We start from the raw sequence: 23,738 nt of genomic DNA, 5'->3' as shown, positions 1-23,738 counted from the left end.
AGCCCGCTCCCACATTTGATGGGGTTTGCAAAACGGGTTTAGAAGTCGCCCCAAAGTTGTTGGGCTACGGCCAGCGCCACAACTGGCGCAGTTTCGGTACGCAGCACCCGTGGGCCCAACCGTGCGGCATGAAACCCCGCCCCTTGTGCCGTCTCGACTTCCCCATCAGTCAATCCACCCTCCGGCCCGATCAGGAAGGCCAGGCTCCCAGGCTTGGCGTGGCTCACCAGAGGCTCGGCCACCGGGTGCAGCACCAGCTTCAACTCCGCTTCGGCCTGTTTCAACCAATCCGCCAGCAACAGCGGTGGGTGAATCACCGGCACTCGCGAGCGACCGCACTGCTCGCACGCGCTGATCGCCACCTGGCGCCAGTGCTGCAGGCGTTTGTCGGCGCGTTCGTCCTTGAGGCGCACTTCGCAGCGGTCGCTGAAGATCGGGGTGATTTCATTCACCCCAAGCTCGGTGGCTTTCTGGATCGCCCAGTCCATCCGCTCGCCACGGGACAGGCCCTGGCCGAGGTGAATCTGCAACGGCGACTCGACCTGCCCGGCGAAGGTTTCGGTGACTTGCACCACCACGCGTTTTTTGCCGACTTCCAGCAAGCTGGCGCGAAACTCCTGTCCGGAACCGTCGAACAACTGCACGGGGTCGCCTTCGCTCATGCGCAATACGCGGCTGATGTAGTGCGCCTGGGCTTCCGGCAACTCGTGGTCGCCAAGGCTCAGGGGGGCGTCGACAAAAAAGCGGGACAGTCTCATTTCTGTTCTCTGGAAATAGTGTGCAGGGCGGACGCGGAGCGTCCATGGCTGCATTCCCACGCGGAGCGTGGGAACGATCAACTCAATCAGCCCGGATCACGAAACCCCGGGTGGAAATCCTTGGGCACCGCCACGCTGACCTTGCTGTTGGTGGCGATATCAATCCCTTCGCTGGCCACTTCAGCCAGGAAGTCGATCTGCTCCGGGGTGATCACATACGGCGGCAGGAAGTACACCACGCTGCCCAACGGCCGCAGCAACGCGCCTCGCTCCAGCGCATGCTCGAACACCTTCAGGCCACGGCGTTCCTGCCACGGGTAGGCGGTCTTGGTGGCCTTGTCCTGCACCATCTCGATGGCCAGCACCATGCCGGTCTGGCGCACTTCCGAGACGTGCGGGTGGTCCACCAGGTGCGCGGTGGCGGTGGCCATGCGCTGGGCCAGGGCCTTGTTGTTTTCGATGACGTTGTCTTCTTCGAAGATATCCAGGGTCGCCAGGGCCGCCGCACAGGCCAGCGGGTTACCGGTGTAGCTGTGGGAGTGCAGGAAGGCCCGCAGGGTCGGGTAGTCGTCGTAGAAGGCGTCGTACACATCGTCGGTGGTGACCACCGCGGCGAGCGGCAGGTAGCCGCCGGTCAGGGCCTTGGACAGGCACAGGAAGTCCGGGCGGATGCCGGCCTGTTCGCAGGCGAACATCGTACCGGTGCGGCCAAAGCCCACGGCGATTTCGTCGTGGATCAGGTGTACGCCATAGCGGTCGCAGGCTTCGCGCAGCAGCTTGAGGTACACCGGGTGGTACATGCGCATGCCGCCGGCGCCCTGGATCAGCGGCTCGACGATCACGGCGGCCACGGTGTCGTGGTTTTCGGCCAGGGTCTGCTCCATGGCCAGGAACATGTTCCGGGAATGTTCTTCCCAGCTCATGCCGTCGGGGCGCAGGTAGCAGTCGGGGCTCGGCACCTTGATGGTGTCCAGCAGCAGGGCTTTATAGGTCTCGGTGAACAGCGGCACATCGCCTACCGACATCGCGGCGATGGTCTCGCCGTGGTAGCTGTTGGTCAGGGTGACAAAGCGCTTCTTGTTCGGCAGGCCGCGGTTGAGCCAATAGTGAAAGCTCATCTTCAGCGCGACTTCGATGCACGACGAGCCGTTGTCGGCGTAGAAGCAGCGGGTCAGGCCTTCGGGGGTCATCTTCACCAGGCGCTCGGATAGCTCGATTACCGGCTGGTGACTGAAACCGGCGAGGATCACGTGTTCCAGCTGGTCGACCTGGTCCTTGATGCGCTGGTTGATGCGCGGGTTGGCGTGGCCAAACACGTTGACCCACCAGGAACTGACGGCGTCGAGGTAGCGTTTGCCTTCGAAGTCTTCCAGCCAGATGCCTTCACCGCGCTTGATCGGGATCAGCGGCAGTTGCTGGTGGTCTTTCATCTGGGTGCAGGGATGCCACAGCACCGCAAGGTCGCGTTGCATCCACTGGTTATTCAAACCCATGTTCATTCTCCTCGAAGCGGCTCGCGACGTGCGCGGGCGAAACAATCGCGCAAGCCTATGCAATGCAGGCCTGTGTCACAACCCATTGCGAGTCTGAAGCGTAAATTGGTGGTAAACGCAGGACAGTCCGTCACGTTTCTTCTGGATAGTCCTTAATCTCTTGTTAACTTACTCTGCATACGCTCTTGATCGTATTTCTCGATATTTCAAAGCGAAATTTTCCGCTTTAATTCGATAGGTAAATCGATAGTCTTGCCACAGCTCTTACGGGATTTGGGACATGCAACTACGTAATTCACCGGCCCGCTATGGCTGGGTCAGCATCGTTTTGCACTGGGGCGTGGCCCTGGTGGTGTTCGGTCTGTTCGCATTGGGCCTGTGGATGGTCGGTCTCGACTACTACAGTGCCTGGCGCAAAGACGCCCCGGACCTGCACAAGAGCATCGGCATTACGCTGTTCGCCATCATGCTCGTGCGGATCGTCTGGCGCCTGGTCAGCCCGCCACCGCCACCGCTTGCCAGCTATAGCCGCATGACGCGTCTGGGGGCTGCGTTTGGCCACGCGTTCCTGTATCTCGGGCTGTTTGCCGTGATGATTGCCGGTTACCTGATTTCCACCGCAGACGGTGTCGGGATCCCGGTGTTTGGCTTGTTTGAGATTCCTGCGCTGGTTTCCGGGCTACCGGACCAGGCAGACACTGCAGGCGTGGTGCATTTGTACCTGGCCTGGGTATTGGTGGTGTTCGCCGGCCTGCATGGCGTGGCCGCGCTGAAACACCATTTCATTGATCGTGATGTGACCCTGGTTCGTATGCTGGGGCGCAAAGCCTGATGTTCAACCTCGACTCACAAGGAATAGAAAGCATGTTGAAAAAGACTCTCGCCGCTCTGGCCATCGGTTCTGCCCTGCTGACTGCCGGTCAGGCGATGGCAGCTGACTACGTTGTCGACAAGGAAGGCCAGCACGCCTTCGTTGACTTCAAGATCAGCCACTTGGGCTACAGCTTCATCACCGGTACCTTCAAGGACCTGGACGGCAAGTTCAGCTTCGATGCTGCCAAGCCTGAAGACAGCAAGATTGAGTTCAACGTCCGCACCGCCAGCGTGTTCACCAACCACGCCGAACGTGACAAGCACATCGCCAGCAAAGACTTCCTGGACGTTGGCAAGTTTGCCGATGCCAAGTTCGTCTCCACCAGCGTCAAGACCACTGGCAAGAATGCCGCTGGCCAAGTCACTGCTGACGTGACCGGCGACCTGACCTTTCACGGCGTGACCAAGCCGATCGTCGTCAAGGCGACCTTCCTGGGTGAAGGCAAGGATCCATGGGGCGGCTACCGTGCCGGCTTTGAAGGTACTACCTCCTTCAATCGCCAGGACTTCGGCAAGCAGATGGACCTGGGTCCAGCGTCCAACAACGTTGAGCTGTACGTGACGTTTGAAGGTGTGAAAGCGAAGTAATTTTCGCCGGCCACACAAAAATGCCCCGGATCTCGCGATCCGGGGCATTTTTTATGGCGCTTTGAAAACTCAGCGGTTGCGGGTCAGCAACGCCGGTTTTTCACCACGTGGACGGCCCGGCAGTTGATCCAACTGCTCAGGTGTCAGCGTGCGATCGCTTTTCGACTCTTTGTGGATGATCTTCGGTGCCGGGCCGCCGCGCGGGTTTTGCACCGCTGGCTCCGACAGGCGAGGTTGATCATCACGGGCCGGGCGACGGTTGCGCGACTCTTCGCGACGGGCCTGGCCGTCACGCGGTGCACCGTTGCGCGGGCCGCTGCGCTTGGCAGGCGGGGTGCCGGTGGTGGCGCCGTTGCTGCTGCGCGGACCGTTCTGGCGACCTTGTGGCTGGCCGCCGGTACGCGGAGTACCGGCGCCTGCGCCCTGGGCCGGAGCGCCCGGACGACGACCACGGCCCTGGGCCGGCTTGGCCTGGGGCACGTAGTCAACGCGGTTACCGAAGTTGTCCACGTCGTCGTCCAGGAACTCGTCCGGAGCACGGTCGGCAGCAGCACGTGGCGGCTGGCTTGGCTGGCGCTGTTCGCGGGCCGGGGTGCCTTCACGGGGCTTTTGCTCACGGGCCGGGCGTTCGCCACGGCCATTGGTCGCAGCCTTGTCCTTGCCGCCCTTGTCCTTGCCCTTGTCTTTACGACCGCCACCACCGCCGCCGCCGTTCGGGCCATCGCCCTTCGGACCGCGTGGGTTGTTGCGCGGGTTGCGCACGTCCGGACGCTCGCGCACTTCAGGCTTCTCGGCCTCAACGGCGCTGGAGTCGAAGCCCATCAGGTCGCCGTCGGCGATTTTCTGCTTGGTCATGCGCTCGATGCTTTTCAGCAGCTTTTCTTCGTCCGGTGCGACCAGGGAAATGGCCTCGCCCGAACGACCGGCCCGGCCAGTACGGCCGATACGGTGCACGTAGTCTTCGTCGACGTTTGGCAGCTCGAAGTTGACCACGTGGGGCAGTTGGTCGATGTCCAGGCCGCGAGCGGCGATGTCGGTGGCGACCAGGATGCGCACTTCACCGGCCTTGAAGTCGGCCAGGGCTTTGGTGCGGGCATTCTGGCTCTTGTTGCCGTGGATCGCGACGGCGGTGAGGCCGTGCTTGTCCAGGTACTCGGCCAGGCGGTTGGCGCCGTGCTTGGTGCGGGTGAACACCAGCACCTGTTCCCACGCGCCGGCGGTGATCAGGTGGGCCAGCAGCGAACGCTTGTGGGCGGCCGGCAGGCGGAATACGCGCTGCTCGATACGCTCGACCGTGGTGTTCGGCGGCGTGACTTCAATGCGCTCGGGGTTGTGCAACAACTTGCCCGCCAACGCGGTGATGTCGTTGGAGAACGTGGCCGAGAACAGCAGGTTCTGGCGTTTGGCCGGTAGGCGCGCGAGGACCTTTTTCACGTCATGGACAAAGCCCATGTCGAGCATGCGGTCGGCTTCGTCCAGCACGAGGATTTCCACGTGGGACAAATCGACGCTGCCTTGGCCGCACAGGTCGAGTAAACGACCCGGGCACGCAACCAGTACGTCGACACCGCGGGACATGGCCTGAACCTGTGGGTTCATGCCGACGCCGCCGAAGATGCAGGCGCTGACGAACTTCAAGTCGCGGGCATACAGCTTGAAGCTGTCATGCACTTGGGCGGCGAGTTCGCGGGTAGGGGTCAGGACCAGTACGCGCGGTTGGCGCGGGCCATGACGCTGGGATTTGTCCGGGTGACCGTTGGGGAACAACCGCTCCAGGATCGGAAGGGCGAAGCCGCCGGTTTTACCAGTACCTGTCTGAGCCGCAACCATCAGGTCGCGGCCTTGCAACACGGCGGGAATGGCCCGCTGTTGCACCGGAGTAGGCTCGGTATAGCCCGCTGCCTCGATGGCGCGGACTAAAGCCTCGGAGAGACCGAGGGAAGCAAAGGACATGAGTAATCCTGTTTTAGTTAGGGCTTGGCCCAGAGGGATAGTCTTGCCTGGCGTGAATGGCGTTTAGATGAACGCAATCCCGTCCGGTCCTGCTGGGGCTGGCGGGCACTCAGACGGCTCGCGCGGGCTTGAAAGCTGCGCTGTAGCGGGGTCGGGTGCCTTTTGCAAGACCGAAGCGTCCGGGCGTAAGCCTGGCGGAAAGGCCGGAGTATAACAGAGCAATCACTCTGCGCTGCTTTCCTGCTGCTCAACGGTGCGTACGGGCAGGGCTGATGCGCTGGTTTGCGGGCTGCTGCCGGCATATTTGGCGCTCAAGGCCGCGTAGGCAGGCTCTTGCTTGAAGCGTTTGAGTTCGGCGGCGAAGCGTTGCACCAGCAAATCCATGCCGGCACCGCGGCGCACGGCCAGGAACTGTGGCTGGCTGCTGACTACCTGGGGTGCCTGGGTGACCTGGTCCTCAAGTCCAAGGGCCTTGAGTACATGCTGGCCAACCCGACGGTCCGTGATCACCAGGTCGATCCGGCCAAGGGCCAGTTTGCCGAAGTTGGCCTCATGGCTGGCGGCCGGCTCCTGCTTGAAGAGGGTGGACTCGCTGAATTCGGCGCCATAGAGGTAGCCTGGCGAGGTGCCGATGGTCAGGCCGCGCAGGTCGTCGAAGGTCTGGAACGGGTGTGGGCGCTGATTGGCGTAGAACAGCACGAACTCCACCTCGGACAGCGGCTCGCTGGGGTACAGCAGCACCGCGTCGCGTTCATGGCTATGGAAAATATCCAGTGCGCCGTCGGCCTGGCCCTGGTCGAGCATCGCCAGGCAGCGCTTCCAGGGCAGGAATTGCCAATCCACATCGATGCCCAGGCGCTGGAACACGATCACCGTGGTCTCGTAGTCGAGCCCGCGCATGGTGCCGTTGTCGTCGTAGACGTAAGGCGCCCAGGGCTCGGTGACAATGCGCAGTTTCTCGCCATGGGCACCGAGGCTCAGGCAAGCGAAAAGAACAGCAGTCAATAACCGGAAAGTGACAGGCATACCCTGAGATTACGACTGTATCGGGCTAAAGAGAAGCTCTGGCACAGTGATCTGCGGGCGCCCGCCAGGTTTACTTGCCCGGAGATTTGATCAGGTGTTCGTAGATCGCCTCGCGCCGCTCGCCGAGAATCAGCCGCACCACGGGATTGTCAAACCAGTGCTCCAGCAGATGGGCATCCACCGGTCGACCCTGGCGCTCTTCCTGGTTTTGTCGGGCCTTGTCCCACCAAACCGGGCCACACGCCTGGTCGAACTCGTTTTCATGTTCGTAGCAGCCGTAGAGGATTTCCCGGATGAACTGCTGTTGGTGCTTGGGCAGTGCCAGGGTGATCAGCTTGTACATCAAGCGTTGCAGACGAGGCGGGCGGGGCAGGTGGGCGGAAACCTGGCGCGTGTCATCGAGGGCCGTGGCGCTGGTGGGGTTTGCCCCATGCTTGGCGATCCACGCCTTGACCTTGGCCCGGAACAGCTGCTTGCGGCTCCAGTAGTGGTGGATCAGGTCCGGGCATTCGCGCACGTTGAGGGTGCGATAGGCGGCAATGGACAGGCAGAACTCTTCCAGGGTGTAGGCGCCCTGGGCATGGGGAAACAGTTCGTCCATCAACTCGATCGAGCGGTCGAGGATGTGCGCGTCCTGCTGCGTCAGGCCCATGACCCCTGAATTGAGGGTCATCATGTCATCGTCGGCCACGCCCATGTCCAGCAGGCGCTGGTACAGGGCGCTGTACAGAATGCTTTCGTGGTTGTCGCCGTACTTGGTGTAGAAGGCGTTGCACAGCAGGGTGCCCGGTTGCACGCGTTCAAACAGCGCCAGGGGCGAATGATGGAAAAACGTATCGGTGTCGATCAGCAGCGCCACTTCGGATTCTTGCAACACTTGCCGCAGCACTACGTGCTTGGTGCGAAAGTGGTAGCCGTGAGGCTCGCTCCAGCGTTTGCGCGTGGCTTCGTCCAGCGGGCGTACCCGTACCGGCAGCAGGCGGTAGGGCTCGGGGTTGTCGGTGAAGACCTGGATGTCGATGCCTGTGTCCGGCTCGTCCCGCAGGAACGACAGGGCGCTGGCGATGCTGAATACCGCTTCCTGATGGTAAGTCTCTGCGCCGAACACCAGGTAGACCAGTTGCGGGCGGGACGTCGGGGCGGTTGTATTCATGGACTGCAGAATTCCGTGGGCGTTTAGAACGGCAAAGGCCCTCATTATGAGGGCCTTTGCATTTCGGAACAGACCTTAGCGTGGCAGCTTCAGGTTGTTCCAGACAGCGAGGCTTGGCTCAGCCTGGTTCAGGGTATAGAAGTGCAACCCTGGCGCGCCACCTTGCAACAATTGTTCACACATTTCGCTGATGACCTGTTCGCCGAACGCCTGGATGCTCTTGACGTCGTCGCCGTAGGCTTCCAGTTGTTTACGAATCCAGCGTGGGATTTCCGCGCCGCAGGCGTCAGAGAAGCGCGCCAGTTTGCTGTAGTTGGTGATCGGCATGATGCCCGGCACGATCGGGATGTTCACGCCCATCGCTTGTACACGCTCAACGAAGTAGAAGTAGCTCTCTGCGTTGAAGAAGTACTGGGTGATCGCGCTGTTGGCGCCGGCGTTGGCCTTGCGCACGAAATTCTGCAGATCGTCTTCGAAATTGCGCGCCTGGGGGTGCATCTCCGGATAAGCGGCCACTTCGATGTGGAAGTGATCGCCGGTTTCTTCGCGAATGAAGCTCACCAGGTCATTGGCGTAGCGCAGCTCGCCGCTGGCCATGCCCATGCCGGACGGCAGGTCACCGCGCAGGGCGACGATGCGCTTGATGCCGGCTTGCTTGTATTGGGTCAGCAGGCTGCGCAGGTCGGCCTTGCTGTCGCCCACGCAGGACAAATGCGGAGCTGCAGGTACTTTGACTTGGCTTTCCAGCTGCAGCACGGTGTTGATCGTGCGATCGCGGGTGGAGCCACCGGCACCGTAGGTGCAGGAGAAGAAATCGGGGTGGTAGCTGGCCAACTGCTTGGCAGTTGCCATCAGTTTTTCATGCCCAGCATCGGTCTTGGTCGGGAAGAACTCGAAGCTGTAGCGACGGTCTTGGGACATGGTCATACCTATGGAAACTCATAAAGCCAGAAGGTGCACACCGTCAATGTGGGAGCGGGCTTGCTCGCGAAGGCGGTATGTCAGTAGTAGATAAGTCGACTGACACACACCGCCTTCGCGAGCAAGCCCGCTCCCACAAAAGCCTGCCCCCACATGGGGAGCAGGCAGCAGGCAAATCAGTAGCGGTAAGCGTGCGGCTTGAACGGGCCTTCGACCGTCACGCCGATGTAGTCGGCCTGGGTCTTGGTCAGTTGAGTCACTACGCCGCCGAAGCCGCGGACCATTTCCAGGGCCACTTCTTCGTCGAGTTTCTTCGGCAGTACTTCCACGGTCAGGCGCTCGGCTTTCTGGGCGGGCGACAGGTCGGCGTATTTCTGGCCGAACAGGAAGATCTGCGCCAGTACCTGGTTGGCGAACGAGCCATCCATGATGCGGCTTGGGTGGCCAGTGGCGTTGCCCAGGTTCACCAGACGGCCTTCGGCCAGCAGGATCAGGTAGTCATCGTTCTGCGGGTCGAAATCGCCAGCACCGGTACGGTGAACCTTGTGTACCTGTGGCTTCACTTCTTCCCATGCCCAGTTCTTGCGCATGAAAGCGGTGTCGATTTCGTTGTCGAAGTGACCGATGTTGCACACCACGGCGCGCTTTTTCAGGGCCTTGAGCATGTTCGAGTCGCACACGTTCACGTTGCCGGTGGTGGTCACGATCAGGTCGATCTTGCCCAGCAGGGCCTTGTCGATGCTGGCTTCGGTGCCGTCGTTCTGGCCGTTGATGAACGGCGAAACCACTTCGAAACCGTCCATGCAGGCTTGCATGGCGCAGATCGGGTCGACTTCGGAGACTTTAACGATCATGCCTTCCTGACGCAGGGACTGGGACGAACCCTTGCCCACGTCACCGTAGCCGATCACCAGCGCTTGCTTGCCGGACAACAGGTGGTCGGTGCCGCGCTTGATCGCATCGTTCAGGCTGTGACGGCAGCCGTACTTGTTGTCGTTCTTGCTCTTGGTCACCGAGTCGTTGACGTTGATGGCCGGGATTTTCAGCTCGCCCTTGGCCAGCATGTCCAGCAGGCGGTGTACGCCGGTGGTGGTTTCTTCGGTCACGCCGTGGACGCGGTCGAGGATCTGCGGGTATTTCTTGTGCAGCAGCTCGGTCAGGTCGCCGCCGTCGTCGAGGATCATGTTGGCGTCCCATGGCTTGCCATCCTTGAGGATGGTTTGCTCCAGGCACCACTCGTACTCTTCTTCGGTTTCGCCTTTCCAGGCGAACACGGCGATACCGGCAGCAGCGATAGCGGCAGCGGCCTGGTCTTGAGTCGAGAAAATGTTGCAGGACGACCAGCGTACTTCGGCACCCAGGGCAACCAGGGTTTCGATCAGCACGGCAGTCTGAATGGTCATGTGGATGCAGCCGAGAATCTTCGCGCCCTTGAGCGGCTGCTCAGCGGCGTACTTGCGACGCAGGCCCATCAGGGCTGGCATTTCGGATTCGGCGATAAAGGTTTCGCGACGGCCCCAGGCAGCGAGGGACATGTCGGCGACTTTGTAGTCGGTAAAACCTGCAGGCGTGATTACAGCGCTCATGAAGAGCCTCCATTCGTAGTGTGCGAATGGGCGCCGTTGTGCGTTTAGTATCCAGCTGGCTAACCAGGCCGGACAACGCCCCATCCGAGCCTGACAGGTCGAGCCTGCTGCAGCGCCCCTCGGACAGGTGGCGGGAGAACGGTATCAATCGAAGATGACCGTTTTGAAGCGGAGGCGATTATAGCCGCCTGCGCCTGACTTCTAAAGCCTTTCTGTCGGCGGCATGAAGATCGCTCATGGGGTTGATAGGCAATGGCTCATAGAGCTTGGGCCCGGCCTCTGCCATGATGTTGCCCATCATTTCGCAACACGCTTTGGAGTGAACATGAACTTCCACACTCGCAAATGGGTAAAACCCGAAGACCTCAACCCCAACGGCACCCTGTTCGGTGGCAGCCTGCTGCGCTGGATCGACGAAGAAGCGGCCATCTACGCGATTGTCCAGTTGGGCAACCAACGGGTGGTGACCAAGTACATCTCCGAAATCAACTTCGTCAGCGCCTCGCGCCAGGGCGACATCATCGAACTGGGCATCACCGCCACCGAGTTCGGTCGCACCTCCATCACCCTGACCTGTGAAGTGCGCAACAAGATCACCCGCAAGAGCATTCTGACGGTGGAAAAAATGGTCTTCGTGAACCTGGGTGAAGACGGGTTGCCAGCGCCCCACGGCCGTACCGAGATCAAGTACGTGAAGGATCAGTTCCAGTCGGAAGGCCTCGGCGAGTAATCCTGCGCAGGGCCAGTGAACGCTCTTGATCAACCATAGGTCGTACCTGAACATCGCCCCCCGTTCAGGTATCACCATGGCCAAGCAAGAAGACGGCAAGACCCCCAATCTGTCGCAGGAAGAGCAGCACGACGTCGACAAGAACCAGCCGCCTCGCGCGGCGGTTCTGCATGAAATCATCCGCACTCAAGGCGATCAGGAACTGGAGCGCAACGTCGCCGCGTTGTGGTGGTCGGCGCTGGCCGCCGGCCTGACCATGGGCCTGTCACTGATGGGCATGGGCTTGCTCAACTCGCGCCTGCCGGATGGCGAAGAGTTCAAGGTGATCGCCAGTTTTGGTTACTGCGCCGGCTTTCTTGCCGTGATCCTCGCCCGTCAGCAGTTATTCACCGAAAACACCCTGACCGCGGTGTTGCCGGTGATGAGCAAACCCACGCTGAAGAATTTCGCACGCCTGCTGCGTTTATGGGCCGTGGTGCTGGTGGGCAACCTGTGCGGCACCTTGCTGGTGGCGTACGTGATGCTGCACTTGCCGATCTTTGACACCAAGACCGACCTGGCCTTCCTGGAAATCGGGCGCAAGGTCATGGAAAACGACGCCTACCAGATGTTCGCCAAGGGCATCGTGTCGGGCTGGATGATCGCCACCATGGTGTGGATGATCCCATCCATGGAAAGCGCCAAAATCTGGATCATCATCCTGATCACCTACCTGATGGCACTGGGAGACTTCACTCACATCGTGGTGGGCTCGGCGGAAGTGTCGTACCTGGTATTCGCCGGCGAGCTGCCGTGGAAAGACTTCTGGCTGGTGTTCGCCGGGCCGACGCTGGCGGGCAATATCATCGGCGGCAGCTTTATCTTTGCGCTGATCAGCCATGCGCAGATTCGCAGCGAAAGCAGCCTGCCGGGCAAAGCCGCTGCGGACCCTAGGCATCCGCAGCAGATCAACAAGGGTCAGTGAGTCTCCGGCGCCGCAGCAGGCGCCGGCTCATCCTTGGTCACATGCTTGACCAGCTTGCCGATGCTCAAGCCCTGCAACAGGATCGAAGACAGCACCACGATGTAGGTGATGCTCAGCAGCAAGTCACGCTCCGGGCCCAGTGGCAGGGCCAGGGCCAGTGCCACGGAAACCCCGCCGCGCAAGCCGCCCCAGGTGAGGATGCGGATAGTGCCGCGGGGCACCGTGCGCCAGCGGCGCAGCAGCAGGATCGCCGGGGCCACCGTCAGCAGGCGTGACAACAGGATTGCCACCGCCAGCAAACTGGCGGCCAACACGTGCAGCCAGTTGAACGGCAACAGCAACAGTTCCATGCCGATCAGCGCAAACAGCAGGGCGTTGAGCATGTCATCGAGCAGTTCCCAGAAACCGTCCAGGTAGCGCCGGGTCATGTCGTTCATCGCCAGCTTGCGGCCGAGGTTGCCGATGATCAGGCCCGCCACCACCATCGCAATGGGTGCCGAGACGTGCAGTTCAGTGGCCATCGCCGAGCCGCCGATCACCAGGGCCAGGGTCAGCATCACTTCGATCTGATACTGCTCGATGCTCTTGATCATCAGGTACACGATGTAGCCGATCAGCCCGCCAAACACCACGCCGCCAATCGCCTCATGGGCAAACAGCATGGCCGTGGCGCCGACCGTAGGCGTCTCGCCCAGTTGCGCGATGCCCAGCAACACGGTGAACACCACCACCGCCGTGCCGTCGTTGAACAGCGATTCGCCGACGATGGTGGTTTTCAGTGGTTTCGACGCATTGGCGGTCCGCAGCACACCGAGCACGGCAATCGGGTCGGTGGGGGAAATCAGTGCGCCGAACAGCAGGCAGTACAGGAAACTCACGTGCCAGCCGAACAGGGCAAAGATGTAGAAGGCCAGGCTGCCGATCACCACCGTGGCAATCAATACGCCGAAGGTGGCGAGCAGGCCGATGGGCCAGCGGTAACTGCGCAGGTCGCTCAGGTTGACGTGCAAGGCGCCGGCGAACAGCAGGAACGAGAGCATCCAGTTCATCAGCAAGTCGCCGAAGTCGATCTGGCCGATCAACTGCTGGATGCGCTCTTCAAGGCCGGGGTAGCCGATAAAGCTCAAGCCTTGCAGCAGCAGGGAAAACATCAGCGCCGTCACCATCACACCAATGGTGGGCGGCAGGCCGATGAAGCGGTAGTTCACATACGTGAGCAGGGTGGTGAGGCAAATAAACGCAGCGACAAGTTCAAGCATCCGGGGTCCTTGGATGGAGGAGTGAGTAGAGATCATATGTGGGAGCTGTCGAGCCCCAGCGAGGCTGCGATGGCATCACCTGGGTGAGGCTGCAAGACCGCAGCGCCTGTATCGCAGCCTCGCTAAAGCTCGACAGCTCCCACACAGAACACATTTATCAGTTGGCTACGTTGACCGCAGCCGGGCGACGACGTTGCAGGTCGATGAACAAAAGTGCCGCCACCACCATCCCGCCGATCCAGGGCACCGGGCGGCATGCGAGGATCTCCTTCGGTAATCGCGGCGCTCTGATCAGGCATACGCAGGCCGACGCCCGGATCGGCGAAGATCGGGCAGCGGCAAAAATTTATTGGTCCAGGTCTTTGCGCAACTGAGTGCGGCGTGGTCGGCTTTAGTATAAACAGGTGCTGAAATATGACGAATCAATTCCGCTTTTTATGACTGGGGAGTCACCGTGATTGCAACAGCTCTGGTACTGGTAGCGGCGTTGTTGCATGCGACGTGGAACACCTTGATCAAATTCAGCGGCGAGCGCCTGTTGGTCATCGCGTGCATGGACACGGTGGCGTTGCTGTTTGTGGTGCTGGCGGTGGGGTTTGTATCGTTTCCGCCACTGGAAATCTGGCCGTGGATCATCGCCTCGGCGTTGTTTGAATTGCTCTACCGCTACCTGCTGATCCAGGCCTATCGCGTGGGTGACCTGGGCTTGGTGTACCCATTGATGCGCGGCTTGTCGCCTTTGGTGGTGCTGGCGCTGACGCTGGTGTTTGCCGGTGAGGTGCTCAGTACCCAGCAGATTCTCGGCATTCTGCTGATCCCGTTCGGCATGCTGTGCCTGTTGTGGCAGGGCGGCGGTGGCGACCGGTTGCCCTGGTCGATGCTGCCGGTGGTGGCGTTGATCGGCTTGTGTATCGGTTGCTACACCTTCCTCGATGGCCAGGCATTGCGCCGTTGGTCACACCCGCTGGACTACCTGGTGTGGCTGACGCTGATAAGCGCATGGCCGTTTCCGTTGCTGGCGGTGCTGCGCAAGCGGGTGGCGTTCGGGCTGTTCTGGCGCACGCAGTGGAGGCTGGGGCTGAGTGTCGGGTTGTGCGTGTTGTTGAGCTACGCTCTGGTGCTTTGGGCCATGCAGTTGGGCTCGATTGCCGAAGCCGCTGCGCTGCGGGAAGTCAGCGTGATCCTGGTGGTGCTGTTCGGCATGCGTTACCTGAAAGAACCTTTCGGCCGCCCACGGCTCATAGCCTGTGGGTTGGTGCTGATCGGCATGTTCGTGATGAAACTCTAACCGTCGGATAAAACTAAAAAAGGAATGGGTTATGACAGTCGCTTTCTGGTGTGTGTTGATCGCAATTTTTCTGCCGTACCTGTGCACGGGCGTGGCCAAGTTCAGCGGCGGCAAGTTCGGGCCCCGGCAGAACCATGACCCGCGGGCGTTCCTCGACACCCTCGAGGGGTTTGCCAAGCGCGCCCACAGTGCGCAACTCAACAGCTTCGAAGTGACCCCGGCCTTTGCGGCCGCGGTGATCATTGCCCATCTGGCTGGCGTTGCGTCGCTGGTGACGATCAACGTCCTGGCGGTGCTGTTCATCACCAGCCGGTTGCTCTACATCATCTGCTACCTGGCGGACTGGGCGATGCTGCGGTCGGTGGTGTGGGCGGTAGGGATGGCGTTGATTGCGAGCTTTTTCTTCGTCTCGATCTGAAGCCTGACACTGTTCTAGTGTGGGAGCGGGCTTGCTCGCGAATGCGGTGGATCAGTCGATACATCCGGTGACTGACACACCGTATTCGCGAGCAAGCCCGCTCCCACACAAGCCCGCTCTCACATAGACCTTGGTGTTCTTCAGGTGCCTGTCGGCACATCCGGCACTTTTGGCAACGCTGCGCCTTTGGGCCACAGCATCCAGATCTGGCCCTGCTGCTTCATGTTGCCCGCCAACTCGCCGGCGGCATCACCGGTTCCCCAGAACAGGTCGGCCCGCACTTCGCCGGTAATTGCACCACCGGTATCCTGCGCGGCCACCGGGCGGGCAATCGGCGCGCCATCCGGTCGGGTAGTCGACAGCCATAACAGGCTGCCCAGCGGAATCACCTTGCGATCCACCGCAACGCTATACCCCGCAGTCAGCGGCACGTTCAGCGAGCCACGCGGGCCTTCGTTGCTGTCGGGGCGGGCACTGAAGAACACGTAGCTGGGGTTGCTTGCCAGCAATTCAGGAATACGCTGCGGATGCGCCTTGGCCCAGGCCGCGATGGCGCCCATGGTCACGTCTTCTTTTTTCAGCTCGCCCTGCTCCACCAGCCAGCGGCCGATGGGGCGGTACGGGTAACCGTTCTGGTCACCGTAACCCACCCGCAATTGGCGGCCGTCGGCCAGTTGGATACGACCGGAACCCTGGATCTGCAGGAATTGCAGGTCCATCGGGTTGGTCAGCCAGGCGATGGGCTTGGCGGTGGAGCCTTGGTGGTTGATGGTGCTGGCGTCGTCATAGGGTTTGAGTACCCGGCCTTCCAGGCGACCGCGCAGGCGCTTGCCCTTGAGCTCCGGGTAGATGCTTTCCAGGTTGACGATGATCAGGTCATCCGGCACGCCGAACACCGGTACATGGGCGGTGGCGGTTTCGGTGAGGCTGCCGGGGTAAACCGGTTCGTAGTAGCCTGTGATCAGGCCGTTGGGGCTGTTGTCTGCCGAGCGCAGGCCGTAGACGTCGAGGTTGGCCTTGAGGAAGTCACGAATCGCCACTGCCGTCGACGGCACAGTGGCCGATGCCGCGCACGTCGTGCCCCACACCGGGTCAGCCTTGAGTCGTTGACAGGCACTGCGCCAGGATTCAAAGCCGGCTTGCAGGTCGCTGTCCGACACGGCCGGCAGGTTTTCCCAGGTGGCGCCGACGTAGGTAGCAATGGCGTGGGGCTTGGCTTTTTCGTCCTTGCCGGTGTCGCAACCGGCCAGCAGCGCGATCATTGGCAGGGCCCACACGAGGCGGCGCCAAGGCTTAAAACGGGTATTCATACACAAAATTCCTGAAGCGATTGCTCGTATCGGCTGGCGTTCGAGCAACCCTTATTATTAATAGGGGTATTGGTCTTTGCGGGCGGGGCGAGGATACTGGCCGCCGTTTCCCGTAACCTTGAGCCATCATGACTTTTAAAAGACTGACCGTTGTATTGCTGGCCTGCCTGACACTGTCCGCCTGCGGCGGGGTTGATCCGAATTCGCCCCTTGGCCAGCGCAAGGCCATTTTCAAGCAGATGCTCAAGACCGGCGAAGACCTGGGCGGCATGCTGCGTGGGCGCATTCCATTCGACGGCGGCAAATTTGCCGAAGGCGCGGTCAAGCTTGATGCGTTGTCCCACGAACCGTGGAAACATTTCCCGAGCGTGCGTGAAGAAGACCACACCAGCGCCAAGGACGACGTGTGGCAGCAGCAGGCACGTTTCCAGGAAATGGCTCGAAACCTTGAAACGGCCACCGGTGAATTGGTGATCGCCAGCCAGGTCCAGCCCTACAAGGCCAGCAACCTCGGGCCGGCGGTGCAGAAAGTCGAAGATGCCTGCACCGCGTGCCATAAACAGTTCCGCGATCACTGAGGCCGTCTTACTTGTCCAGTTCGTCCAGGGCTTCCTGCAAGTCCTTGCGTGACTGGGCCAGCTTGTCCTTGCGCTTGTTGATCTTGTCGGAGTCACCCTTCTTCATGGCCTTGTCGAGGTCAGCCTGACGGCGGCTGACTTCGTGCTTGGCGTCGAGCACCTTGTTTTCCCGCTCCTTTTTCAAGGAGGCATCGGTGCAGTTGACGGTGAGTTCACTCAAGGCTTTTTCCAGGCCGGCTTGTTGCTCACTGTTGCCGTGGGCCTTGGCTTGTTCGATCTGGGTGCTGATGGACTCGCGCTTGGCGGCGCAGCCTGTGAGTGGCGCAGCTTCCTCGGCTGCCAGCAATGGCGCGGACATAAGGGTAGCGACGGTCAACAGGGCAAAAGGTGCAAGAAATTTCATAAAGGCTCCAAGGCAAACAAGGTCGCAATCAGGTGGGCAGGATGAATTCTGCCGGCACCGGTTAATGCCGTCGGGCAGAGGTCAAAAACCATCTATCCCGGCAGCCCGTAATGTTTCACTCAAGGCCAGCACCTGCGGGTCGCGAAAAAAGGCGCTCAGTTGCGCCGCGCGACCCGGGCCTATGCCGTCTTCGGCCAGCCAGGCTTGAGTGTCTCTGGCGGCCAGGGTTTGCCAGCCGCCTTGTAGATTGTTGCGGGCCGTGGGCGGTACTCCCAGGGCCATCAGCCATTGCGCGAACGGTCGCTGCCGGGCGCTGCGCAAGCTGTCGAGTAAACGCGCACTGCTGCGTTCGCCGAAGCCATCAATGTTAGCAAGCTCTGCCTCATCCAGGGTTAACCAATCGAGCAGGCCGTCGATCAGGCCGGCCTGGATCAAGGTGTTCCAGGTTTCGCGGCCGATGTGTGGCAGGGCCAGGCCCTGGGCGCCGCTCAGCCAGGTCAGGCGCGCGAGCAGCTGTTCTTCGCAACCCGGGGCCAGTTGCCAGCAACTCAAGGGGTGGAAGTCCCTGGCCTGCGGGACCTGCAACTCGGCCCGTGGCTGGCTGCGCAGGATGACGCGGTCAAGGCGTGGGATGACGTGCCCGGCGAGGCTGATGGAGACCTGGTCGCCAGTACGGATATCCAGTTCCCGCCAGCGTTTCAGCGAACCGACACTGACCCGGCTGATCTTCCGGTCATCGAGCAGTACCGGTTCCAACTCCAGGATGGAGGTGATGCGCCCGGTGCGGCCAATCTTGAAGTGCACCTTGCGCACATGGGCCAGCGCCTTGGCCACCGGGTACTTCCAGGCAACCGCCCAGTAGGGCGCGCTGACCCGCCAGCGCTCGGCCGGGGCCCGCTGGCCTTGATGCAATACCACGCCGTCGCTGGCGAAGGGCAGCGGGTGGCTGTACCAATAGCTGCGCCAGTGCGCCGCTTCGGTCATGTCCTTGATCGGGTGGCTGTAGCGCCCGCTGTCGGTGAAGCCCCACTGCGCCAGCTGGCTCAGCCGCTCGGAAAAGTCATCGGGGCCCTGGGGCCAGGCCCAGACAAACAGACCGATATTGGCGGCCTCGGCGTCGCTCAACTGCCGGCGATTCATCAGCCCGGCCACTTTGCCGCGGGCGCCGAGGCCACCTTTGGCAGCTTGCACATGGTCATTCAGTCGCCAATAGAGTTCGCCCTGCAACAGCAGGTCAACGGGCTCGGGCAGTTGCTGCACGATCCCCGGAATCCGGCGGGCGGAGGCTGACCAATCCTGGCCCAGCCGGCCATCGCCGCGACTGATGACCCGGCTCAACCGGCCCTTGCGGTAAACCAGCGTGACGGCGACGCCATCGACCTTGGGCTGGATCCACACGTCCTGGCGAGTCCCCAGCCAGGTTTGCACGGCGTTATCGTCCAGCAGTTTTTCCAGGCCGGTGTGGGGCGTCGGGTGGGCGGTCGTGCCCCGCGAGCTGCCCAGCGGGTCGTCCGTGACTGGGGCGGAGGGAGTGAAACACCTGCGCCATTGGGCAAGGCGCTGGCTGGCCTGGTCATACAGCTCATCGCTGATCAATGACTGGCCGAGCCGGTGGTAGCTGTCATCCCACAAGCGGATTTGTTGCGCCAGGGTGCTGATCTGGGCCCGGGCGTGATCGGCCTCCCAGTCGGGGCACTCCTGCGACCACGCAGTGAGCGGCGAGAAGCTGAGTAAAAGGAAAAACAGCCAGCGCATAAGTGACGTCATCATGAGCATCCTTGCTCTGAAAAGGGCGCCCAGCCTAAGCCATCCCTGCGGGCATAAAAAAGCCCCGCAACCGCGAGGCTTTTTACCCGATGTTTCTGCTCGCTTGAACAGAACGCCGGGGCTTTGTGTACACCGTAGGACGATTACAGGCCGGCGGCAGTACGCAAGTCGTTGGCACGGTCGGTCTTTTCCCAGGTGAACGTAGTGAACGTGTCGTTGCCGACAGTCTTCTGCTCAGGGGTACGACCGAAGTGGCCGTAGGCCGCAGTTTCCTGGTACATCGGGTGCAGCAGGTCGAGCATGGTGGTGATTGCGTAAGGACGCAGGTCGAAGATCTCACGCACCAGCTTGACGATCTTGTCGTCGCTGATCTTGCCGGTACCGAAGGTGTTCAGCGAGATCGACGTAGGCTGGGCCACACCGATTGCGTAGGACACTTGAATCTCGCAACGCTCGGCCAGGCCGGCGGCCACGATGTTCTTGGCCACGTAACGACCGGCGTAGGCCGCCGAACGGTCAACCTTGGATGGATCCTTGCCGGAGAACGCGCCACCGCCGTGACGGGCCATGCCGCCGTAGCTGTCGACGATGATCTTGCGACCGGTCAGGCCGCAGTCGCCCACCGGGCCACCGATGATGAACTGGCCGGTCGGGTTGATGTGGAACTGGGTGTCCTTGGTCAGCAGTTCGGCAGGCAGCACGTGCTTGACGATCAGCTCCATGACGCCTTCGCGCAGGTCGGCGTAGGAAACGTCCGGGTTGTGCTGGGTCGACAGTACCACCGCGTCGATGGCGACGACTTTGCCGCCTTCATAACGGCAGGTCACCTGGGACTTGGCGTCCGGGCGCAGCCATGGCAATGCACCGGATTTACGGGCTTCGGCCTGGCGCTTCACCAACTGGTGGGAGAAGGTGATCGGTGCCGGCATCAGCACGTCGGTTTCGTTGCTGGCATAGCCGAACATCAGGCCCTGGTCGCCGGCGCCCTGATCCTCAGGCTTGGCACGGTCGACACCCTGGTTGATGTCAGGGGACTGCTTGCCGATGATGTTCATCACGCCGCAGGTCGCACCGTCGAAGCCGACGTCGGAGCTGTTGTAGCCGATGTCGATGATCACATCACGCACGATCTGCTCCAGGTCTACCCAGGCAGAGGTGGTGACTTCGCCGGCGATGATCGCCACGCCCGTTTTCACCAGAGTCTCGCACGCCACTCGGGCGAACTTGTCTTCAGCGATGATGGCGTCCAGCACCGCGTCAGAGATCTGGTCGGCGATTTTGTCCGGATGCCCTTCAGACACGGACTCGGAGGTGAAAAGGGAGTATTCGCTCATCTCGATGTTTTCCTGATATTTACCGATGGTGAGTGTCGCCAGCCGGCCGCTGAAAATGGCGGACCTGAATCTGGAAACCATTACGTAAACCTACATAGAGGCTTTCCCCGGGAACGAGTCCCGCAGCGGTGGCCCAACGGGCCAGATCGTCCTGTTCAAAACCCAGCCAGAGATCACCGCAGGCTTCCCTGGCCCAACTCTGGTTGTGGCTGCATAAATCCGTGACCAACAGGCTGCCGCCTGGTTGCAGCAAATTTGCCATCTGCCTGAGGGCGTCTGCCGGGGCGGCGAAATGGTGCAGGACCATGTTCAGCACCACGCAATCGGCCCGCAGGCTGGTGTCATTCAGGGCGTCCGCCAACTGCAGGTGGACATTGCCCAGCGCTTCGCGCTCACACAATTGGCGGGCCAGCTCCAGCATCGCCGGGCTGTTGTCCAGCGCCGTGACCTGATGAAAGCGCCGCGCCAGCTCCGGCAGGAAGCCGCCGTCACCCGGGCCCACTTCAACCGCCGTAGCCTCATCACTGAAGCTCAGCTTGTCCAAAAGTGCCAGCACGCTTTCGCGGTATTGCGCCAAGCCGGCGATCAGATCCTGCTGGGCGCGAAACTTCTCGGCTACCCGTGAGAAAAAGTCCTGGCTGGCGGCAGCACGTTGCCCGTGCACCTGGCTGATGCGCGACTGCACGTCAGCCGGCAGCGCCAGGCTGTCTATTTCTTCGAGCAGCGCGGCGTGCAGCTTGCCGCCCAGTTGCTCGGTGTGGGGCAGGGCGCGACGGTAAAAAATCGCATTGCCCTCGCGGCGGGTCGCCACCAGGTCGGCCTGGGCCAGTACCTTCAAGTGGTGGCTCATGCCGGATTGGCCGATGGCGAAGATCTGCGCCAGCTCCAGCACCCCGAACGAATCGTTGGTCAGCGCGCGCAACACATTCAGGCGCAACGGATCGCCACCGGCCTTGCACAGGGCCGCCAGCTCGTCGCTGTCGTCGGGTCGAATGGAAGGTGCGCTCAGGTTCATAAGGCCAGCAGTCTAGTGACGGTGGGAAAACCCCGCAAGGGCAATATCAAAAAGTTTTGATATTGGTCGATAATCGGTGGTTATAAGCAGCCGCTATAACCCATGGACGAAGCGGTAAACGGTTTCTCCAGTCAATCCGCAGGAAAAACACCCCCAAGTGACTATCTGTCATTGCCCCGAGGGCCGTGGCTGAGGGAAAATGCCGATCCTTTTTTCCGTTTCTTTTATTCAACCTCCAGGAGATCAGCGATGCCCAGCCGTCGTGAGCGTGCCAACGCCATTCGTGCCCTCAGCATGGATGCCGTGCAAAAAGCCAACAGCGGCCATCCCGGTGCCCCGATGGGCATGGCGGATATCGCCGAGGTACTTTGGCGTGACTACCTGAAACACAACCCGAGCAACCCGTCGTTCGCCGACCGTGACCGGTTCATCCTGTCCAACGGCCACGGCTCGATGCTGATCTACTCGTTGCTGCACCTGACCGGCTACGACGTCACCATCGACGACCTGAAAAACTTCCGCCAGATCCACAGCCGCACCCCGGGCCACCCGGAATACGGCTACACCCCTGGCGTTGAGACCACCACCGGTCCACTGGGCCAGGGCCTGGCCAACGCCGTGGGTTTTGCCCTCGCTGAAAAAGTCCTGAGCGCGCAGTTCAACCGCCCGAACCACAACGTTGTCGACCACCACACCTACGTGTTCCTCGGTGATGGCTGCATGATGGAAGGCATTTCCCACGAAGTCGCCTCCCTGGCCGGTACCCTGGGCCTGGGCAAGCTGATCGCCTTCTACGATGACAACGGCATCTCCATCGACGGCGAAGTCGAAGGCTGGTTCACCGACGACACACCGAAGCGTTTCGAAGCCTACAACTGGCAGGTGATCCGCAATGTCGACGGTCATGACCCGGAAGAAATCAAGATTGCGATCGAGACGGCCCGCAAGAGCGAGCAGCCGACCCTGATCTGCTGCAAGACCACCATCGGCTTCGGTTCGCCGAACAAGCAAGGCAAGGAAGACTGCCACGGCGCCCCACTGGGTGACGCGGAAATCGCCCTGACCCGCGCTGCGCTGAAGTGGAACCACGGCCCGTTCGAAATCCCGGCTGACATCTACGCCGAGTGGAACGCCAAGGAAGCCGGCCTGGCGGTCGAAGCCGAGTGGGACCAGCGTTTCGCGGCCTACTCCGCCGAATTCCCTGAGTTGGCCAACGAACTGGTTCGCCGCCTGGCCGGTGACCTGCCTGCCGACTTCGCTGAAAAGGCCTCGGCCTACATCGCCGAAGTGGCGGCCAAGGGCGAAACCATCGCCAGCCGTAAAGCCAGCCAGAACACCCTGAACGCATTCGGCCCGCTGCTGCCTGAGTTCCTCGGCGGTTCGGCTGACCTGGCCGGTTCCAACCTGACCCTGTGGAAAGGTTGCAAAGGTGTCTCGGCGGAAGACGCCAGCGGCAACTACATGTACTACGGCGTGCGCGAGTTCGGCATGAGCGCCATCATGAACGGCGTTGCCCTGCACGGCGGCCTGGTGCCTTACGGCGCGACCTTCCTGATGTTCATGGAATACGCCCGCAACGCCGTACGCATGGCGTCGTTGATGAAGAAGCGTGTGATCTTCGTCTACACCCACGACTCCATCGGCCTGGGCGAAGACGGCCCGACGCACCAGCCGGTCGAGCAGTTGACCAGCCTGCGCACCACGCCGAACCTGGACACCTGGCGCCCGTCGGACGCAGTCGAATCGGCTGTGGCCTGGAAGCACGCGATCGAGCGCAAGGCCGGCCCTTCGGCGCTGATCTTCTCCCGTCAGAACCTGCAGCACCAAACCCGCGACGCGGCGCAGATCGAAGGCATCAGCCGTGGTGGCTACGTGCTGAAAGACTGCATCGGCGAGCCGGAGCTGATCCTGATCTCCACCGGTTCCGAAGTGGGCCTGGCGGTTCAGGCGTACGACAAGCTGACGGCCGCCGGCCGTAACGTGCGTGTGGTTTCCATGCCGTGCACCAGCGTCTTCGAAGCCCAGGACGCCGACTACAAGCAATCGGTGTTGCCGTTGCAGGTCAGCGCACGTATCGCCATCGAAGCGGCTCACGCCGACTACTGGTACAAGTACGTGGGCCTGGAAGGCCGGGTGATCGGCATGACCACCTACGGTGAGTCGGCGCCGGCGCCAGCGTTGTTCGAAGAGTTCGGCTTCACCCTGGAAAACATCCTGGGTCAGGCTGAAGAGCTGCTGGAAGACTAAGGCTGTAGATTGGGGCGGCTGTACTGGCCTCTTCGCGAGCAAGCCCGCTCCCACATTAGATCGCGGTCTAAATG

21 protein-coding genes and 1 riboswitch are annotated in these 23,738 nt (G+C 61.4%); of the genes, 8 read left to right on the top strand and 13 right to left on the bottom strand.

Annotated features, from left to right (window positions below; all coding sequences use genetic code 11):
- Nucleotides 1–38: 38 nt before the first annotated feature.
- Both HX821_RS03240 and HX821_RS03235 read right to left on the bottom strand, forming a co-directional pair.
- Nucleotides 39–758: a 16S rRNA (uracil(1498)-N(3))-methyltransferase gene (locus tag HX821_RS03240; protein WP_177035286.1), complete on the bottom strand. Its 720-nt coding sequence runs from the start codon at nucleotides 756–758 to the stop codon at nucleotides 39–41.
- Nucleotides 759–844: 86 nt separating this feature from the next.
- Nucleotides 845–2,251, bottom strand: a complete 1,407-nt coding sequence (locus HX821_RS03235) for an adenosylmethionine--8-amino-7-oxononanoate transaminase (protein WP_003216840.1) — start codon at nucleotides 2,249–2,251, stop codon at nucleotides 845–847.
- Between the two features lie 280 nt (nucleotides 2,252–2,531).
- On the opposite strand from HX821_RS03235, the gene HX821_RS03230 reads away from it, so the two are divergent.
- Together HX821_RS03230 and HX821_RS03225 are read left to right on the top strand one after the other, a co-directional pair.
- On the top strand, nucleotides 2,532–3,083 hold the full coding sequence (locus HX821_RS03230; RefSeq protein ID WP_003216842.1) for a cytochrome b: 552 nt from the start codon (nucleotides 2,532–2,534) through the stop codon (nucleotides 3,081–3,083).
- 32 nt (nucleotides 3,084–3,115) lie between these two features.
- Nucleotides 3,116–3,712: a YceI family protein gene (locus tag HX821_RS03225; protein WP_003216844.1), complete on the top strand. Its 597-nt coding sequence runs from the start codon at nucleotides 3,116–3,118 to the stop codon at nucleotides 3,710–3,712.
- A gap of 69 nt (nucleotides 3,713–3,781) precedes the next feature.
- Here HX821_RS03225 and HX821_RS03220 read toward each other — a convergent pair whose 3' ends face one another.
- The 5 genes from HX821_RS03220 to ahcY all read right to left on the bottom strand — a co-directional run bounded on the left by HX821_RS03220 (nucleotide 3,782) and on the right by ahcY (nucleotide 10,351).
- Entirely contained in the window at nucleotides 3,782–5,665 is a 1,884-nt protein-coding gene (locus HX821_RS03220) for a DEAD/DEAH box helicase (protein ID WP_003216846.1), read from the bottom strand.
- A 222-nt stretch (nucleotides 5,666–5,887) separates the two neighbouring features.
- Nucleotides 5,888–6,691 (bottom strand): ABC transporter substrate-binding protein, encoded by an 804-nt coding sequence (locus HX821_RS03215; protein ID WP_023659310.1) that lies wholly within the window; start codon nucleotides 6,689–6,691, stop codon nucleotides 5,888–5,890.
- A gap of 70 nt (nucleotides 6,692–6,761) precedes the next feature.
- A complete protein-coding gene (locus tag HX821_RS03210) occupies nucleotides 6,762–7,844 on the bottom strand; it encodes a hypothetical protein (RefSeq protein WP_177035285.1) in 1,083 nt (360 codons plus the stop codon).
- A gap of 75 nt (nucleotides 7,845–7,919) precedes the next feature.
- A complete protein-coding gene (metF, locus tag HX821_RS03205; RefSeq protein WP_008434100.1) occupies nucleotides 7,920–8,765 on the bottom strand; it encodes a methylenetetrahydrofolate reductase [NAD(P)H] in 846 nt (281 codons plus the stop codon).
- Between the two features lie 176 nt (nucleotides 8,766–8,941).
- The gene (ahcY, locus tag HX821_RS03200; protein ID WP_003216850.1) at nucleotides 8,942–10,351 is read right to left on the bottom strand and encodes an adenosylhomocysteinase; all 1,410 of its coding nucleotides are present in this window, start codon (nucleotides 10,349–10,351) and stop codon (nucleotides 8,942–8,944) included.
- Between the two features lie 21 nt (nucleotides 10,352–10,372).
- Nucleotides 10,373–10,478, bottom strand: a riboswitch (S-adenosyl-L-homocysteine riboswitch).
- A gap of 198 nt (nucleotides 10,479–10,676) precedes the next feature.
- Between ahcY and HX821_RS03195 the strand changes: the two genes are divergently transcribed.
- Both HX821_RS03195 and HX821_RS03190 read left to right on the top strand, forming a co-directional pair.
- A complete protein-coding gene (locus HX821_RS03195) occupies nucleotides 10,677–11,081 on the top strand; it encodes an acyl-CoA thioesterase (RefSeq protein ID WP_003216852.1) in 405 nt (134 codons plus the stop codon).
- 76 nt (nucleotides 11,082–11,157) lie between these two features.
- A complete protein-coding gene (locus tag HX821_RS03190) occupies nucleotides 11,158–12,045 on the top strand; it encodes a formate/nitrite transporter family protein (RefSeq protein ID WP_177035284.1) in 888 nt (295 codons plus the stop codon).
- Here the strand turns inward: HX821_RS03190 and HX821_RS03185 are convergent.
- Entirely contained in the window at nucleotides 12,039–13,304 is a 1,266-nt protein-coding gene (locus HX821_RS03185; RefSeq protein ID WP_008434094.1) for a sodium:proton antiporter, read from the bottom strand. The genes HX821_RS03190 and HX821_RS03185 overlap by 7 nt on opposite strands.
- Nucleotides 13,305–13,758: 454 nt before the next feature.
- Here HX821_RS03185 and HX821_RS03180 point away from each other — a divergent pair, with 454 nt between their 5' ends.
- On the top strand, nucleotides 13,759–14,592 hold the full coding sequence (locus tag HX821_RS03180; RefSeq protein WP_177022315.1) for an EamA family transporter: 834 nt from the start codon (nucleotides 13,759–13,761) through the stop codon (nucleotides 14,590–14,592).
- A 31-nt stretch (nucleotides 14,593–14,623) separates the two neighbouring features.
- The gene (locus HX821_RS03175) at nucleotides 14,624–15,010 is read left to right on the top strand and encodes an MAPEG family protein (protein ID WP_003216858.1); all 387 of its coding nucleotides are present in this window, start codon (nucleotides 14,624–14,626) and stop codon (nucleotides 15,008–15,010) included.
- Between the two features lie 140 nt (nucleotides 15,011–15,150).
- Here the strand turns inward: HX821_RS03175 and HX821_RS03170 are convergent, their stop codons facing one another.
- On the bottom strand, nucleotides 15,151–16,320 hold the full coding sequence (locus HX821_RS03170) for a murein transglycosylase A (protein WP_177035283.1): 1,170 nt from the start codon (nucleotides 16,318–16,320) through the stop codon (nucleotides 15,151–15,153).
- A gap of 128 nt (nucleotides 16,321–16,448) precedes the next feature.
- On the opposite strand from HX821_RS03170, the gene HX821_RS03165 reads away from it, so the two are divergent.
- Nucleotides 16,449–16,898, top strand: coding sequence for a cytochrome c (locus HX821_RS03165; RefSeq protein ID WP_008434083.1), 450 nt, complete (start codon nucleotides 16,449–16,451; stop codon nucleotides 16,896–16,898).
- Between the two features lie 7 nt (nucleotides 16,899–16,905).
- Here HX821_RS03165 and HX821_RS03160 read toward each other — a convergent pair whose 3' ends face one another.
- From HX821_RS03160 to HX821_RS03145, 4 genes are all read right to left on the bottom strand, one after another.
- The gene (locus HX821_RS03160) at nucleotides 16,906–17,301 is read right to left on the bottom strand and encodes a DUF1090 domain-containing protein (protein ID WP_177035282.1); all 396 of its coding nucleotides are present in this window, start codon (nucleotides 17,299–17,301) and stop codon (nucleotides 16,906–16,908) included.
- A gap of 81 nt (nucleotides 17,302–17,382) precedes the next feature.
- Nucleotides 17,383–19,068 (bottom strand): NAD-dependent DNA ligase LigB, encoded by a 1,686-nt coding sequence (gene ligB / locus HX821_RS03155; protein WP_256344254.1) that lies wholly within the window; start codon nucleotides 19,066–19,068, stop codon nucleotides 17,383–17,385.
- Nucleotides 19,069–19,211: 143 nt separating this feature from the next.
- Nucleotides 19,212–20,402 carry a methionine adenosyltransferase gene (metK, locus tag HX821_RS03150; RefSeq protein WP_003216863.1) on the bottom strand — a complete coding sequence of 397 codons (1,191 nt, stop codon included), beginning with the start codon at nucleotides 20,400–20,402 and terminating at the stop codon, nucleotides 19,212–19,214.
- A gap of 19 nt (nucleotides 20,403–20,421) precedes the next feature.
- Complete coding sequence (locus HX821_RS03145; RefSeq protein ID WP_003216864.1) at nucleotides 20,422–21,417, bottom strand: metalloregulator ArsR/SmtB family transcription factor; 996 nt, start codon at nucleotides 21,415–21,417, stop codon at nucleotides 20,422–20,424.
- 249 nt (nucleotides 21,418–21,666) lie between these two features.
- Between HX821_RS03145 and tkt the strand changes: the two genes are divergently transcribed.
- On the top strand, nucleotides 21,667–23,664 hold the full coding sequence (tkt, locus tag HX821_RS03140) for a transketolase (RefSeq protein WP_177035281.1): 1,998 nt from the start codon (nucleotides 21,667–21,669) through the stop codon (nucleotides 23,662–23,664).
- The last annotated feature ends 74 nt before the right edge of the window (nucleotides 23,665–23,738 follow it).

The sequence above is a fragment of the Pseudomonas sp. B6001 genome (genome assembly GCF_013386015.1).
Lineage (GTDB): Bacteria > Pseudomonadota > Gammaproteobacteria > Pseudomonadales > Pseudomonadaceae > Aquipseudomonas.
This window is presented reverse-complemented; position numbering and strand designations above follow the sequence as displayed.